The sequence below is a fragment of the Burkholderia sp. BC1 genome, assembly GCF_052683555.1.
This window is the reverse complement of sequence record NZ_JBQYLP010000104.1, coordinates 1-13,522: the sequence shown is the minus strand read 5'-3', so window position 1 is coordinate 13,522 and position 13,522 is coordinate 1. Positions and strand designations below refer to the sequence as shown.

14 protein-coding genes are annotated in these 13,522 nt (G+C 63.7%); all 14 read left to right on the top strand.

Going from position 1 to position 13,522, the window contains the following annotated elements:
• The coding region (locus tag ACSHSS_RS28360; RefSeq protein WP_445545823.1) for a phage tail tube protein at positions 1 to 940 on the top strand (940 nt) is incomplete at its 5' end.
• A 20-nt stretch (positions 941 to 960) separates the two neighbouring features.
• A complete protein-coding gene (locus ACSHSS_RS28355; RefSeq protein WP_445545822.1) occupies positions 961 to 1,311 on the top strand; it encodes a hypothetical protein in 351 nt (116 codons plus the stop codon).
• Positions 1,312 to 1,394: 83 nt separating this feature from the next.
• On the top strand, positions 1,395 to 1,610 hold the full coding sequence (locus ACSHSS_RS28350; RefSeq protein ID WP_011886378.1) for a hypothetical protein: 216 nt from the start codon (positions 1,395 to 1,397) through the stop codon (positions 1,608 to 1,610).
• 36 nt (positions 1,611 to 1,646) lie between these two features.
• A complete protein-coding gene (locus ACSHSS_RS28345; RefSeq protein ID WP_445545821.1) occupies positions 1,647 to 4,274 on the top strand; it encodes a phage tail tape measure C-terminal domain-containing protein in 2,628 nt (875 codons plus the stop codon).
• Between the two features lie 10 nt (positions 4,275 to 4,284).
• Positions 4,285 to 4,764: a hypothetical protein gene (locus ACSHSS_RS28340; protein ID WP_445545820.1), complete on the top strand. Its 480-nt coding sequence runs from the start codon at positions 4,285 to 4,287 to the stop codon at positions 4,762 to 4,764.
• 44 nt (positions 4,765 to 4,808) lie between these two features.
• Positions 4,809 to 5,447, top strand: a complete 639-nt coding sequence (locus ACSHSS_RS28335) for a hypothetical protein (protein WP_445545819.1) — start codon at positions 4,809 to 4,811, stop codon at positions 5,445 to 5,447.
• A complete protein-coding gene (locus ACSHSS_RS28330; RefSeq protein ID WP_445545818.1) occupies positions 5,444 to 7,120 on the top strand; it encodes an RCC1 domain-containing protein in 1,677 nt (558 codons plus the stop codon). The genes ACSHSS_RS28335 and ACSHSS_RS28330 overlap by 4 nt, the downstream gene beginning before the upstream one ends.
• A gap of 39 nt (positions 7,121 to 7,159) precedes the next feature.
• Positions 7,160 to 8,806, top strand: coding sequence for an RCC1 domain-containing protein (locus ACSHSS_RS28325; protein ID WP_445545817.1), 1,647 nt, complete (start codon positions 7,160 to 7,162; stop codon positions 8,804 to 8,806).
• A 13-nt stretch (positions 8,807 to 8,819) separates the two neighbouring features.
• Complete coding sequence (locus tag ACSHSS_RS28320) at positions 8,820 to 9,362, top strand: DUF1833 family protein (protein WP_445545816.1); 543 nt, start codon at positions 8,820 to 8,822, stop codon at positions 9,360 to 9,362.
• A complete protein-coding gene (locus ACSHSS_RS28315) occupies positions 9,359 to 9,775 on the top strand; it encodes an NlpC/P60 family protein (protein ID WP_445545815.1) in 417 nt (138 codons plus the stop codon). Before ACSHSS_RS28320 ends, ACSHSS_RS28315 begins: the two co-directional genes overlap by 4 nt.
• Positions 9,772 to 12,075, top strand: coding sequence for a host specificity factor TipJ family phage tail protein (locus tag ACSHSS_RS28310; RefSeq protein WP_445545814.1), 2,304 nt, complete (start codon positions 9,772 to 9,774; stop codon positions 12,073 to 12,075). Before ACSHSS_RS28315 ends, ACSHSS_RS28310 begins: the two co-directional genes overlap by 4 nt.
• An 11-nt stretch (positions 12,076 to 12,086) precedes the next feature.
• A complete protein-coding gene (locus tag ACSHSS_RS28305) occupies positions 12,087 to 12,377 on the top strand; it encodes a DUF6127 family protein (protein ID WP_019484518.1) in 291 nt (96 codons plus the stop codon).
• Positions 12,374 to 12,802, top strand: a complete 429-nt coding sequence (locus tag ACSHSS_RS28300; protein WP_056928961.1) for a holin family protein — start codon at positions 12,374 to 12,376, stop codon at positions 12,800 to 12,802. Before ACSHSS_RS28305 ends, ACSHSS_RS28300 begins: the two co-directional genes overlap by 4 nt.
• Positions 12,803 to 13,237: 435 nt before the next feature.
• Positions 13,238 to 13,522: SDR family NAD(P)-dependent oxidoreductase (locus ACSHSS_RS28295; protein WP_445545813.1), on the top strand; the 285-nt coding region annotated here is incomplete at its 3' end.

The window sequence follows — 13,522 nt, the reverse complement described above, 5'->3', positions numbered from 1 at the left end:
CAGACCGATCACGTTCACCGAAACGTCTGATCACCATCGCCGAAATACGCACACCTATGGCAGCACCCCGGTAGATGGCTACTGGCAGCTGCCCTTTGTCTCCACCTCACTCGGCTCCGAACAGGGGCTGATCGCCAACGATCTGATCGGCCTGGGCCGTGACCCGAGTGCACCCATCCGCGACGTGATCAAGGTCGAAGGCGACATGGTCGTTCCGCTGGACGTGCGCCATATCGGCCTGTGGCTCAAGGCCTTGTTGGGCGAGCCCACCTCTGTGGGCACGGGCGTGGTGACCCACACCTTTGCTTCAGGCAAACCGAGCCTGCCCAGCCTCACCCTGGAAACCGGTCTGCCGGACATCCCGGCCTGGTTCGTCGCCTCCGGCGTCATGGTCAACAGCCTGCAGGTGGGCTTTGCCCGCTCGGGAGCCGCGAACGCCACGGTCGGTCTGGTGGCCCAAGGCGAAATGCGGCGTACCACCACGCTGGATGACACCCCGGCCACTCGCGAATTGCAGCGCTTAAACCAGTTTCAGGGCCAAATCCTGCGTGAAGGCCAGGCCCTGGGCAATGTGGTCTCGGCGCAGCTGACCTATGCCAACAACCTGGAACGCATCGAAACCATCCGTTCCGACGGCAAGATTGACGGTGCGGATCCGACGGTGGCCAGTCTCACCGGCAACCTGGAAGTGCGCTTTGCTGACACCACGCTGATCGATGCCGCCACGAATAACACGCCGCTGGAATTGACCTTTGGCTACGAGATCAATGCCGATCACCGCCTGACCTTCATCGCCCACGAGGTCTATCTGCCCAAACCCAAGCTGTCCATCTCCGGCCCCGGCGGCATCCAGGCCACCTTCGAATGGCAAGCCGCCAAGGCCACCAGCGTGGCGCGCATGTTCACCGTCGAGCTGGTGAACGACGTCTCTTCCTACTGATCACCCGACCGAGGTTTCTCATGATCAAACTCAATCTCCCGCGTGAGCCGCACTGGATCACGCTGGCTGCAGGCGTGCGCCTGCAGGTGCGTCCTGCCACCACCGCGCTGGTCATGGCCGCGCGCCATGCCGCCTCCAAAGTCGCTGGTACCGATATCGCTGCTGCGGGTGAGCGTACCGCCACGCTGATCACAGAACTGGCCAAGCTGGCGGTACTGGCCTGGGAAGGTGTGGCCGACGACAAGGGCAAACCCGCTGCTGTTACGCCTGAGGGTGTGGCAGCGCTGATGGAGCACTGGCTCCTGGCCGATGCCTTCGAGCGCGAATACCTCGCTGGCCTCTACGCGATGGACACTGAAAAAAACGCCTGAAGGCCCGCACCGCGTGGCACTTCGGTGGCGGGCCGAGCTATTGCAGCGCCTGCCCTGAATCATGTCCCGAGTGCCCCTACACCATGAACGCGCCCGAGAGCCTGGAAGGCTGGCAAGCCGCCAGTGCGATTGACATCTGTGCCAGCCAATTGCGCATGGCGCAGGGCCGCGTGGTGGGGCTCGATCTCAATGCCTGGATGCTGGCTTGCGAGTGCACGGGGCTCGATCGCGCGACGGCAATCGATCTCTTTCCAGCAGTCGAGGCGGGCCTGATGAGCACATTGCAACAAGACACATAGACCCACGATTCACCCGATATCGGATTTCTTCTTCCCATGGCCGAACGCAACCTCTCCATCCGCTTGTCCGTGGTCGACGGCGGCAAGGTCAAAGCCGAGCTGTCCGAGATTGGTGAGAAGGGGGAGCGCTCGCTCAAAAAAATCGAAGCCGCGTCGACGCCAGCATCCAGCGGTTTGAAACTGCTGTCCAGTGCCGCCAACGATGCCAAGTTCCAACTGCAGGCCGCCACCGACCGGCTTGGCGTGCTTGGATCGGTCCTGGGCAAACTCGGCCCTGCCGGTTTGATGGCCGGTGCCAGCATTGCCGCCTTGGGTGTGGGCATCACCGCCTTGGTCCTGCCGGTGGCTCGGGTCGGTGATGAGTTCTTCAAGCTCTCGCAAAAGACCGGTGTCTCGGTTGAAGCGCTCACCGCGCTCGACTATGCCGCCAAGCTCTCGGACGTCAGCACTGAAGGGCTGACCAAGGGGCTGCAGCGCCTGTCTGTTGCGCTCTTTGACAGTCGATTCGAGGGCGCCGAAGGCAGCAAGGCCTTGCAGGCGCTGGGTGTGGCGGCCACCGACGCCCACGGGCAGATCCGGCCAACCGAGCAGGTCTTGCTGGATCTGGCCGAAAAATTCGCCGACATGCCCGACGGCGCGGACAAAGCGGCCTTGGCCATCAAGCTCTTTGGCCGCGAAGGGTTGAACCTGATCCCCTTCCTCAACCAGGGGCGAGAGGGCATCACCGCGCTGATGGAGGAAGCCCAGCGCCTGGGCCTGGTGATGTCCGAAGACGTGGCGCGTGCGTCGGAAGTCTTCAACGACAACCTCACGCGCCTGTCGGCCATCTTCGAGGGCGTGCAGCGCCAGATCGGCGCGGCCGTCATTCCGGTGCTGGCCGACTTCACCGAGCAGGTGATCCTGGCGCAGACCGAGACCGGCAGCTTCAGCAACGAGCTGCAGCGCATCACGTCCAACCGGGAGGCCACGCTCGCCTTTCTGGAATCCGTCGCCTCGGGCCTGGCCTTCATCGCCGAGTCGGCGGTGCTCTTGAAGCGCGTGATCGCCCAACCCTTTGACAGCCTGTCGGTGGTGGGCAAGGACATCGAGACCTGGTTCAAGACCGAACTGCTGACCTTCTACAAGAACTATGGGTTCGATGCACAGGCCATCGATGTCGAAATCGCCAAGTTGCAAACGGCGCGCGACGACTATGTGCGTGCCGCCAACGACCGGCTGCTCAACATCAACCAGAACCCGGGCTATGCCGACCGGGTTGCCAAGTTCTTTGACGAGCAGCGCCGCACCGTTCGCGTCATGGGCCAGCGGTTCGTGCTCGACACCGAAGCGCAGGCCCGGGAAGTTCAGGCCATCTACGACCGCTTCCTGCCGACCCTGCCCCGTGCGCCCCGGCCACCGGCCAATCTGGATCTGAGCGCCTTTGCCAGGCCGTCGGCTGCTACCAAGCCCGATGAGGGCGAAGCCTTCCTCAACCAGTTGCGCACCCGGCTCCTGCGCACCCAGGAAGGCGAAGCGGCGGAGCTGCGTGCGCGCGCCTTGCAGATCGAGGCCAAGGGCTACCAAGGAGTGTCGGCGCAAGCCGAGCAGTACATCCAGGTGCTCGAAGCCATCGAGCGGCAGAAAGCCGCCAACCAGGCCTTCGACGCCTACGAAAAAGAAGAAGCGGCCGCCCGCAAGATCACCGAAGGGCTGATCGGCGGCAACCGTCAGCGCATCGAGGCCTTGCAGCTGCAGCGCGAGATGCTGGAACTGTCGGCGAGCGAACGTGCCGTCCTGCAAGCCCGCAACGAACTCGAAAAATCCGCTACCGCCGCGCGCAACGAAGCCAGCCAGATCCAGGACGCCGATCTGCGTGCCCAGACCATCGAGGCCATCAACGACGCTCTGGCGCGTCAGCTGCCTATCGTGGAGAACCTCATTCGGGCCAACGCCGAGTACCAGCGCAGCACCGAGTTCGGGGCCAAGGCGGCCTTGCGCACCTATATCGAAGATGCCACCAACGCCGCCAAGCAGGCCGAACGCGCCGTGACGGGCGCTTTCAAATCCATGGAGGACGCGCTCACCCAGTTCGTGATGACCGGCAAGCTGGACTTCAACAGCCTGGCCAACTCCATCATCAGCGACCTGATCCGCATCCAGATCCAGCGCGCCATCACCTTGCCGCTGGCGAACTTTGCGATGAGCCTGTTTGCGCCGGCGGCCAGTGCCGCGCTGCCTCTGGGCTCAGGGGATCTTATGGGTGTGAACGCCAATATCGCGCACAGCGGTGGTCTCTTGGGTGCAGATGGCCTGCCATCGCGTCAGGTGAGTGCCACCCTGTTTGCCGGTGCGCGCCGCTTCCACACCGGTGGCCTGGTGTCGGGCGAAGTACCGATCATCGCGCGCCAGGGAGAGGCGGTGTTCACGCCGGGGCAATTGCGGGCACTGGGTGGGGCCGTTGCCACCAAACCCCAAGTGAATGTGGAAGTGAATGTGATCAACCGCGCCAGTGGGGTTGAAACCCGCGTCGAGCAACAACAGCAGCCCGATGGCAGCACCCGGCTCGATGTCATCGTCGAACAGATGGAGGCGCGCATGGCCCGGTCGATCTCCCAAGGTTCCGGCTTGGCGCCGACGCTGGAGCGTCGCTACGGGCTCAATCCTGCAGCCGGAGCCATGCGATGAGGAGGTGTGTATGAACATCACCTGGCCCAACACGCTGCCGCTGCCCTCGGTCGAAGGCTATGGCCTCACGCCGCAAGAGGCCGTACTGCGCACTGACATGGAATCCGGCCCGGCGCGCCAGCGCCGCCGCTTTAGGCAAACGCCCACGCGCATCACCGTGCGCTGGCTGTTCAGCGAGTTCGAGTTTGCGCTGTTCGAGGCTTGGTACAAGTACCACGCCGATGAGGGCGGGCAGTGGTTCGAGATCACCTTGCTCGGCGGCCTCGGGCTCTTGCCCCATGAAGCCCGTTTCACCCGCCAGTTCGAAGCCCAGTTGCGTTCGGCCCGGCGCTGGGACGTCAAGGGCGAACTGGAAATCCGCGAGCGGCCCACGCTCGACGAGGGCGCGCTCAACCTGATGCTGGAGCTCTCCGCCGACGACCTCTTTGCCATGGGCAGCGAGCTGCACCAACTGGTGCACGGCACTCTGCCAGTTCGCTGGCCGGCCTAGCAATACCTGATTCATCCATTCATCGCATACACGGAACAACTTCTATGAGTCTGCAAACCGATCTGCATCAAGCGGTCGCGCAGGTCACGGCCGACAGTGCCTTGTTGCACACCATCGTGCACGGCACCGCCGCGCAGACCGTGACCACCGAGGGTGGCGCGGTTGCGACGGTGGCCAAGCTGCTGGCGGATGCCGATACCCGCATCAACCTCGCCGCCGACGGCCTACTGGCTCAGAGCCAGGCCGCCGCGCAAGACGCGCTCACCTCGGCCGAACTCGCCGCCAGCGAAGCCGACCGTGCCCAAGCCTCGGCCGACCAAGGCGTGGCGGACACCACTGCCGTGCTCCATCAGGTGCAGTCCAGCGGCAACCAGATCCTGGTGGACGCTGAAGCCGTGCTGCAGCAGGTCATCGCCCGGGTGCTCGCAGTGGGACTGCCGGACTCCTTGATTGGCGCACGCGGGATGCTGCTGAAGGTCAAGGTCGATGAATCCGGCTACGAGCTGGTCCACACCGCGGCTTTGCCTCGCTTCTATGGTTTCGCGCTTTCCAGCGACGGATCTGAACTGCTGGTGACGGAGGGACGAGATGCCAACTTCAATGCGCAAGACTTCCTGGCTTGGACTCTGGCCGAAGGGGTGACCTTTGCCCTCCATCAAAACGCCCTGGAGGTGCAACTGTGAACCTGGATATATCGGCGCTGGGCTACCGCTGGTGCGGCCTCTACTCGCCCTACCTGGGCTATCGGGATGGGGATGTGGTCTTCAAGGAAGGTGGCGCCTGGGTGATGCGCCACGGCCAGCCGCAGCCCTTTGCGCTGGGCCAGCAGGATGCAACCCTCAAAGGCCACTTGCTCACCGGAGGGGTGTCGGTGGGTGGCATCGGCAGCATGGTGCTGCACGCGAATGGCGCCAATGGGGTGGACAGTGTGGAATTCCGCTTCATGGCCGATCGCAACGGCACGGTGGCCACGGCGCTGATGAACACCGACCGCGCGGCGGCCGACTACCACAGCGCCAACTTCTTCATGGCCGCGCTCATGAACGACGGCTCGGTGCGTGCCTGGGGCCGGGCGCTCACCGGCCAGCAGGGCACCGGCAACACCGGTGACATCAGCCGCACCTTCCCCGCGCGGGTGGCATTTCCACCGGGTACGCCTCGCATCGCGTCCATCAACTGCATGTGGGACGAGACCTTCTTCATCGATGCCAGTGGCGGCTTGTGGCACGCCGGGGCCAACAGCGACGGGGGCTCGCCCACGGCCACCGCCAATCCGGTGCCTCGACGCGTCAATGGGGTGGGCCAGTTGCCGGCCGCTGCCGTGGTCAAGCGGGTCTTCACCGGCCACGACTGGTACGGCTATCGCATGTTCGCTTGCCTCGATGACGCCGGCCGCGTCTATGTCTGGGGCAACAACCGCTATGGCAGCCTGGGACTCGGGCACAGCACCACCGTCTCTACGCCCACGCTCGTGCCGTTTACGCTCGACACCCCGATCCGCGAGGTCTTTCTGTCGGGCGGATTTCATGCTGCGAGCTACCTGGTGGACACCCTGGGCCGATTGTGGGTGGCCGGCGAGGCGAACGCCTGTGGCTTTGGTAGCGACCAATCCGTCCACCGCCTGCTCATGCCCTGGGGCAGCGACAAGCGCGTCAAAAAAGTCTTCTGCTCCGAGTCCGACGCGCATTGGGTGGCGGGCGCCCAGTACTACCGCGCCTACGGCGTGGTGCTCGAAGACGGATCACTCTACCGCTGGGGGCATGACAGCGGTCAGGTCGGCGGCAGCTGGGGCACGGGTTTCACTGGCGATATCTGGACCGGTCACGCGCTGTTTCCGTACAAGGTGCTCGACGGCGTGACCGATGCCTACGCGATCTCGGGCGGTTATGGCAGGACGCTGGCGCTCATGCAAGACGGCACGGTGCGCCACACCGGGTACAACGGCTACAGCATCGGCGGCGGCAGTGACCGCACCACTTGGGCCACCATCGGCGGCGACGTCCTGACCCAAGTCACCAAGCTGCGCCTGTACGGCAGCAGCTATGGGTCGTCTGCCATGGCACTCCGATCTGACGGCAAGGCGGTGGGCTGGGGCATGGGGGCAACGGGGCAGTGCGGCCATGGGTATGCCGACACGTCCAACGCCCCCTCGCGCTTCGTGCTCATCGACCGGCCCATCGTCGACTTCTCCCGCTCCGGGACGATGGGCTGCGGCGAGGGTGGCGAGTACCACAACGGCACCTACCACTTCCTCACGGTCGATGGTCAGGTGATGAGCACTGGCAACGGCAGCCATGCACAAACGGGCGATGACGACCACGACCACCGCTTTGCGCCGTCGCCCATCTTGTTCTGAAACCTGCTGATTTCAATCTCCACTCTTCAAGGACTGTTCATGGGAACCGTTTCTCTGGGCAAGATTGCCTTTACCTGGCGCGGCGCGTATGACGCCAGCGCCACCTACGCCCGCCAGGACGTGGTCGGCCACCACGGCGACAGTTTTGTGTGCCTCGCGGACGCCACCACGGGCGTGGCGCCGCACGCCAATTCCCCAGCTTGGGATCTGTTTGCGCAAGGCACGCAAGGGGTCTCGAATCTGCCGGGCGAGGTCATCTACTTCGATGGCAACCAGCTGGTCGCCTTGCCCGCAGGTCAATCCGGGCAGGTGCTCACCATCGGCGCGCAGGGTGTGCCGGTCTGGGCAACGCCTGATGTGCGTTCCGGCACCAAGGCATTGAAGTTGCCAGAAAACGCCAGCAACACGCAACCCAACAGTTACCGCCAGTTCGGTCTGATCATGACCGATGGCAGTATCCGGGCCTGGGGGCGCAACGCCAACTTCAAGCTGGGGGACGGCACCACCTTCGCGCGCTCCTACCCGGCACGCACGGCGTTCCCACCGGGCTTCCCTGGGGCAGACAAGCTCTATTACAGCCACGACACCAATGGCTACTGCATCGACAAGAACGGCCAGCTCTGGGGTTGGGGGTTCAATGGCTATGGCCAGCTCGGTACCGGCAACACGGCCAATCAGCAGGTGCCGTACAACATGAGCGCCAATGCCAGCAACTCGATCGCCGGCAAAACCGTGGTGCAGGTCGCACAAAACTGTGGCGTCGAGGGGTTCAACAGTACCCTGGTGCTATGCAGCGACGGCACGGTGCACGCCTGCGGCTACAACGCCCATGGCCAGCTGGGCTTGGGTGATGTGACCCAGCGCAACAACTTTGTGCAGTTGCCGGTGCTCTCAGGTATTACCCAGATCGCTGCCGGGCGTGAGCGCTACACGGCTTACTACGCCGTCAAAAACGACGGCACCCTGTACTCGTGGGGTTACAACGCCAACGGCCAGCTGGGCGACGGCACCACCAACCAGGCCAACGTCGCCATGCCGCGTGCCGGGGGCAGTCTCACCGGCAAAACCATCGTCAAAGTGTTCGGGGCTTACGTGCACGCCTTTGCCTTGGACAGCACCGGTGCCCTGCATGCCTGGGGCACCAACGACTTTGGGCAACTCGGCAATGGCAATCTCGCCAACCAGTTCACTCCGGTGCAGGTGGCCACCAATGTCGTGGATGTCTATGCAGGCAGCCACGATCAACCGCTCACCTATCTCAAAAAAACCGACAAGACCTTGTGGGCCTGCGGTGCGGGGGCGTACTGGGGCAACGCCAACGGCAGCAACAGCGGCAACTTTGTGCAAGTGCCGGTGGGCAATACCGTGGTCAAGGCTGTGCATGGCGGCACCGGTTCCTTCAACTACGGCGCTGCCTTGATGGAGGATGGAACGGTCTACGCCTGGGGCTACAACGGCAACGGGGCGCTGGGACTGGGGGATGCCACCAACCGCAGCAGTGTGGAACTGGTGCGCATTGCACAGCGCCGCGTGGTCGACATCTCATCCTACGGCTCGAGTTCCGAGCAGGGCCTGGTGTTTCTGCTCGACGATGGCCAGGTGCTGGCCAGTGGTTATGCCGGTGAAGCGCAGTTGCCCGAGGACGACAGCGAAACCAGCTACGTGCCTTACCCCGTCATCCTGTGAGCGGTGATCTCTGATGCCTAACGCTGCGTTATCTGAAGCCATCAAAGAGGCCTACGCCAGCGCCCCGTCGCAGCAGATCATCCTGCACACCCTGGAATTGCGCCATCCGGCCTTCGTCGATGATGCGGGCCAACTGGTCGCCATTCGCGTGGTGCGCGACACCGGTGATCTGTGGGCCCGGCTGGAATCGCAAGCCCCTCTGCAAGCCGGCGAGCGTGTGCAGTTCGTGGCGATGGGCTTTGAGCTGGATTTGCCGCCCGTCGACACCATGCCCGTGCCAGAAATCACTGTGACGCTCGACAACGTGTCGCGCGAGATCGTGCGCCACCTGGATGCAGCCGCCGAGTCACAGTCGGTGATCGAAGTGACCTACCGGCCGTATCTCTCGACCGATCTGGAAGGCCCGCAGATGGACCCACCCATCCACCTGGTACTCACGGAAGTGGAGGCGGACATCTTTCGGGTGACCGGTCGTGCCCGCATGCTGGATGTGGGCAACAAGGCCTTCCCCGGCATCAGCTACACCGCCAAGACCTTCCCGGGTCTGACCCGATGAGCCCGGTACCCCATTGGGCGGCCGAGCTCATCGGTCGGCCCTGGCACGCCGGTGCGCGTGGCCCGGATGCTTTTGACTGCTGGGGCCTGTTCCTCGCCATCCAGCGCGAGCACTTTGGCCGAGACCTGCCCGAAATCCCGGTGGACGCCAATGACCTGCGCACCGTGATGACCACCTTCCGCGACCACCCCGAGCGACAACGCTGGGTAGTCGTGGCGCAACCCGCCGAAGGCGATGCCGTGCTGCTGCGCCAGTCCCGTCACCCGGTGCATGTCGGCGTGTGGCTCGCGGTCGATGGCGGTGGCGTGCTTCACGCGGTCAAGGACGCCGGTGTCGTGTTCCAGAAGCTGCCGGAACTCTTGCTGCACGGCTGGCGGGTCGAGGGCTACTACCGATTTGTGGAGTCGTCGTGAGCGAAGCCAACCAGAGCGCGGTGATTCTGCTGCGCAATCCCTTCCAGCCCACCCAGCGCGAAGTGATGGTGGCCCACCCCGGCCAGACCATCCGCCAGTGGCTGGACAACCAGGGCATTGCCGAATTCGATCAGCCCACCGTCTGCATCAAGAACGGCGCGCCCGTGTTGCGTGCCGATTGGGCAGTCACACCGATCGATGGCGTGGTGCTCTTCATCACCCTGCCGCAGGGCGGGGGAGGTGGAGGCGGTGGCAAGAACCCGTTGCGCACGGTTCTGATGATCGCGGTGATGGTGGTCGCCACGGTCTATGGCGGCCCCTTGGGCGCGAGCCTGGGCTTTAGCGGCAATCTGGCCACGGCGGTCGGTTCGGCCATCATCATGACGGCGGGTTCCGCCTTGGTCAGTGCGCTGGTGCCGCTGCCTACGCCCAACATGCCGTCCTTTGCCGGCTCGGGCGGGAGTTTGGCGCAGCCGTCGCCCACCTACAGCCTGCAAGGCCAGGGCAACTATGCGCGGCTGGCCCAACCCATACCGGTCGTCTACGGCCGCCATCTGGTCTATCCGGACTTGGCCGCAACCCCCTATGGCGAATATCAGGGCAATGAACAGTTCCTGCACCAACTGCATTGTATCGGCCTGGGCGAATACGACATCGAGCAGATTCGCATCGAGGACACGCCGATTGCCTCGTTCGAGGAAGTGACCTACCAGATCGTGCCACCCGGCAGTCCGGTCACACTCTTCAACCCGGATGTGGTGACCGCGCCAGAGGTCGCCGGGCAGGAACTGCTGGCTGGCACCTGGACCGGAGGCTTTGCCATCAACCCGGCTGACAGTGAAGTGACGTACATCGGCATCGACATCCTGCTGCCGCGCGGGCTGTATTACGCCAATGACGCTGGCGGCCTGGACAGCCGCAGTGCCAGCTGGAAGGTCGAAGCCCGGGCCATCGATGCCGAGGGCGATCCACTGAACGACTGGTTCACGCTGGGCAGTGAGAGCCTGACCGCTGCCACCACCACGCCACAGCGGCGCACCTACCTTTATCCCGTCGCTGCAGGGCGATACGAAGTGCGTGCCACGCGCCTGGACACGAAAAGCACCAGTTCCCGTGCCGGTCACGAAGTGCGCTGGGGTGAGGCCCGGGGCTATCTGGCCGGCGGCGTCACTTTCCCTGACAACGTCACGCTGCTCGCCATCCGCATGCGCGCCACCGACAACCTGTCGCAGCGCTCCAGCCGGCTCATCAACTGCATTGTCACGCGCAAGCTGCCGGTCTGGTCGGTGGACTCTGGCTGGTCTGCTCCATTGCCCACGCGTTCGATCGCCTGGGCCTTTGCCGACATCCTGCGCGCCAGTTACGGCGCCAAACTGCCGAATGCCCGGATCGATCTCGCCGCCCTGGCGCAACTCGATCAGGTTTGGGCCAGCCGGGGCGACCAGTTCGATGGTGTGTTCGACCAGCAAGTCACGGTCTGGGAGGCGCTGACGCGGGTGGCCCGCTGCGGTCGGGCGGTGCCTTTCCTGCAAGGTGGCATCGTGCGTCTGGTGCGGGACGAAGCCCGGCTCTTGCCCGTGGCGCTCTTCAGTCCGCGCAACATCGTCAAGAACAGCCTCAAGATCCAGTATGTGATGCCAGGCGAAGAGACGGCGGACGCGGTGACGGTGGAGTTCTTCAGCAGCCGCACCTGGAAACCCGATGAAGTGACGGTGAGCCTGCCGGGCTCCAGCAGCACCAACCCGGCCAAGCTGCGGCTCTTTGGTTGCACCACCGAAGCCCATGCGGTGCGCGAGGGGCTGTATCTGGCGGCGGCCAATCGCTATCGACGCCGCATCATCACCTTGCGCACCGAGCTCGAAGGCCTGATCCCCACCTATGGCGACCTGATCGCCATTGCCCATGACATGCCCAGTTGGGGCTCGGGCGGCGAGATCGTTGCCTGGGATGCCGACACCCACACCGCCAAGCTGTCCGAGCCGATCGCATTTGTCGATGGGCAAGAACATGTCATGGCCCTGCGCCGTCGTGATGGCGGGGTCAGCGGCCCGCATGCGGTGATGCCGGGCAGCGATGTGCAGCAGGTGGTCTTTGCAGACCTGCCCGACATCCTCATCGAAACCGGCCTGTCGGCCGAGCGCACCCATTTCGCCTTTGGGATGGCCGAGCAATGGAGCTTGCTGGCCCGGGTGATCGCGGTGCGCCCGCGTGGCGAGCAGGTGGAAATCACCTGTGTGGCCGAGCACCCGGCAGTGCATAGCGCCGATGGCAGTGTCGACAGCAGCACCGCCCCAATCTGAAAGGAAAGAAGATGAACGAACCCCACCTGATGGATGGCATGGTGGTCATGCCCCATGACGAATTTGAAACCCTGCTGGAACGTGCCGCCGAGCGTGGGGCGCGTCACGCCTTGTCCGATGTCGGCCTGGATGGCCCGGATGCCGCAAACGACATCCGCGAGCTCAGGAATCTGCTCGACGCTTTCAACGAGGCCAAGAAAACCGCCGGTCTCACGCTGGTCAAGATGCTGGTCACGGGTCTCGTGCTTGCCTTGCTCGCCGGCACCATCGTCAAAATCAAACTGTTCGGAGGCCCGCAATGAGCCCAATCTTCACCACCTTGGCCCCCGGCCTCTTTGAAGCCGGGGCCAAACTGATCGATCGCCTGATTCCCGATCCGGCCCAACGCGAGCAGGCCAAGCTCGCCTTGTTTCAGGCCGAGGGGCAACAAGCCCTGCAGGAAATGCAGGTGAGCCTCTCGGCCATTCTGGCCGAAGCCAATTCGGCCGACCCGTGGACCAGCCGGGCGCGCCCGACCTTTCTGTACGTGATCTACGGCGTGATCCTGCTGTCGGTGATCGGCAGCATCATCGGCATTTGGTGGCCCGCCGAGGTCTTCCAGGCCGCCGAAAACCTGTCCAAGCTGCTCAACGCGGTGCCCGAGAGCTTGTGGTGGCTCTTCGGTGCCGGCTACCTCGGTTACACCGGCGCGCGAAGCTTCGACAAGTGGCGCGGTGTGCCCAGGTAGGCAACACCAGCGGCTGCAGCAAACGCAACAGCAGTAAACCATAGACCCCGTCTTCATTGGCTTCCCTCTGGGGAGGCTGGTGAAGGCGGGGTCTTTTGTCGTTTGTGCGAACCAGCCAGCATCTACCAGTAAACATTGTCGGTAAGCAATGAGGAAGGTATAATTGTCATAATAATTTTGAAGCAACGGCAGGGTGTTTGTGGCCTTTAGGGAGGCTGCGATGTACCCCCCCCCCCCCCGAATTCGGGCGCCTCAGATGGATGTCTGGGCGTTGCGAGCGGGGGTTTTCACAGGTGGAGGCGGGTTGATGAATCAACTCAAAAAGGTAGCAACTGGCAAAGATTTAGCGTGCTTGGTAGGTAAATACTCTGGTTCCGATGCGAACACACGGAGTGCGGTAGCCATGCTATTGGATGCCCAGGTCGGAGGGCACGCATGAGTATTCTGGTTACCGGCGGTGCCGGTTACATCGGATCCCACACCTGCGTCCAACTGCTTCAGGCCGGCCACGAAGTTGTTGTTTTCGACAACTTCAGCAACAGCCACCCCGAAGTGCTCAATCGGGTCGAACAGATCACTGGGCGCAAGCCCATGCTGGTGCAGGGCGATATTCGCGACCAGGCGGCCATCGAGTCGGCCTTGCGGCAACACCAGTGTCAGGCCGTCATTCATTTCGCCGGGTTGAAGGCGGTTGGCGAGTCTGTTGAAAAACCGCTTCTC

Bases quoted from the DNA above. Each gene is read 5' to 3' on its own strand.
- ACSHSS_RS28355 (WP_445545822.1), top strand. From the start codon at position 961: ATGATCAAACTCAATCTCCCGCGTGAGCCGCACTGGATCACGCTGGCT.
- ACSHSS_RS28350 (WP_011886378.1), top strand. From the start codon at position 1,395: ATGAACGCGCCCGAGAGCCTGGAAGGCTGGCAAGCCGCCAGTGCGATT.
- ACSHSS_RS28345 (WP_445545821.1), top strand. From the start codon at position 1,647: ATGGCCGAACGCAACCTCTCCATCCGCTTGTCCGTGGTCGACGGCGGC.
- ACSHSS_RS28340 (WP_445545820.1), top strand. From the start codon at position 4,285: ATGAACATCACCTGGCCCAACACGCTGCCGCTGCCCTCGGTCGAAGGC.
- ACSHSS_RS28335 (WP_445545819.1), top strand. From the start codon at position 4,809: ATGAGTCTGCAAACCGATCTGCATCAAGCGGTCGCGCAGGTCACGGCC.
- ACSHSS_RS28325 (WP_445545817.1), top strand. From the start codon at position 7,160: ATGGGAACCGTTTCTCTGGGCAAGATTGCCTTTACCTGGCGCGGCGCG.
- ACSHSS_RS28320 (WP_445545816.1), top strand. From the start codon at position 8,820: ATGCCTAACGCTGCGTTATCTGAAGCCATCAAAGAGGCCTACGCCAGC.
- ACSHSS_RS28315 (WP_445545815.1), top strand. From the start codon at position 9,359: ATGAGCCCGGTACCCCATTGGGCGGCCGAGCTCATCGGTCGGCCCTGG.
- ACSHSS_RS28305 (WP_019484518.1), top strand. From the start codon at position 12,087: ATGAACGAACCCCACCTGATGGATGGCATGGTGGTCATGCCCCATGAC.
- ACSHSS_RS28300 (WP_056928961.1), top strand. From the start codon at position 12,374: ATGAGCCCAATCTTCACCACCTTGGCCCCCGGCCTCTTTGAAGCCGGG.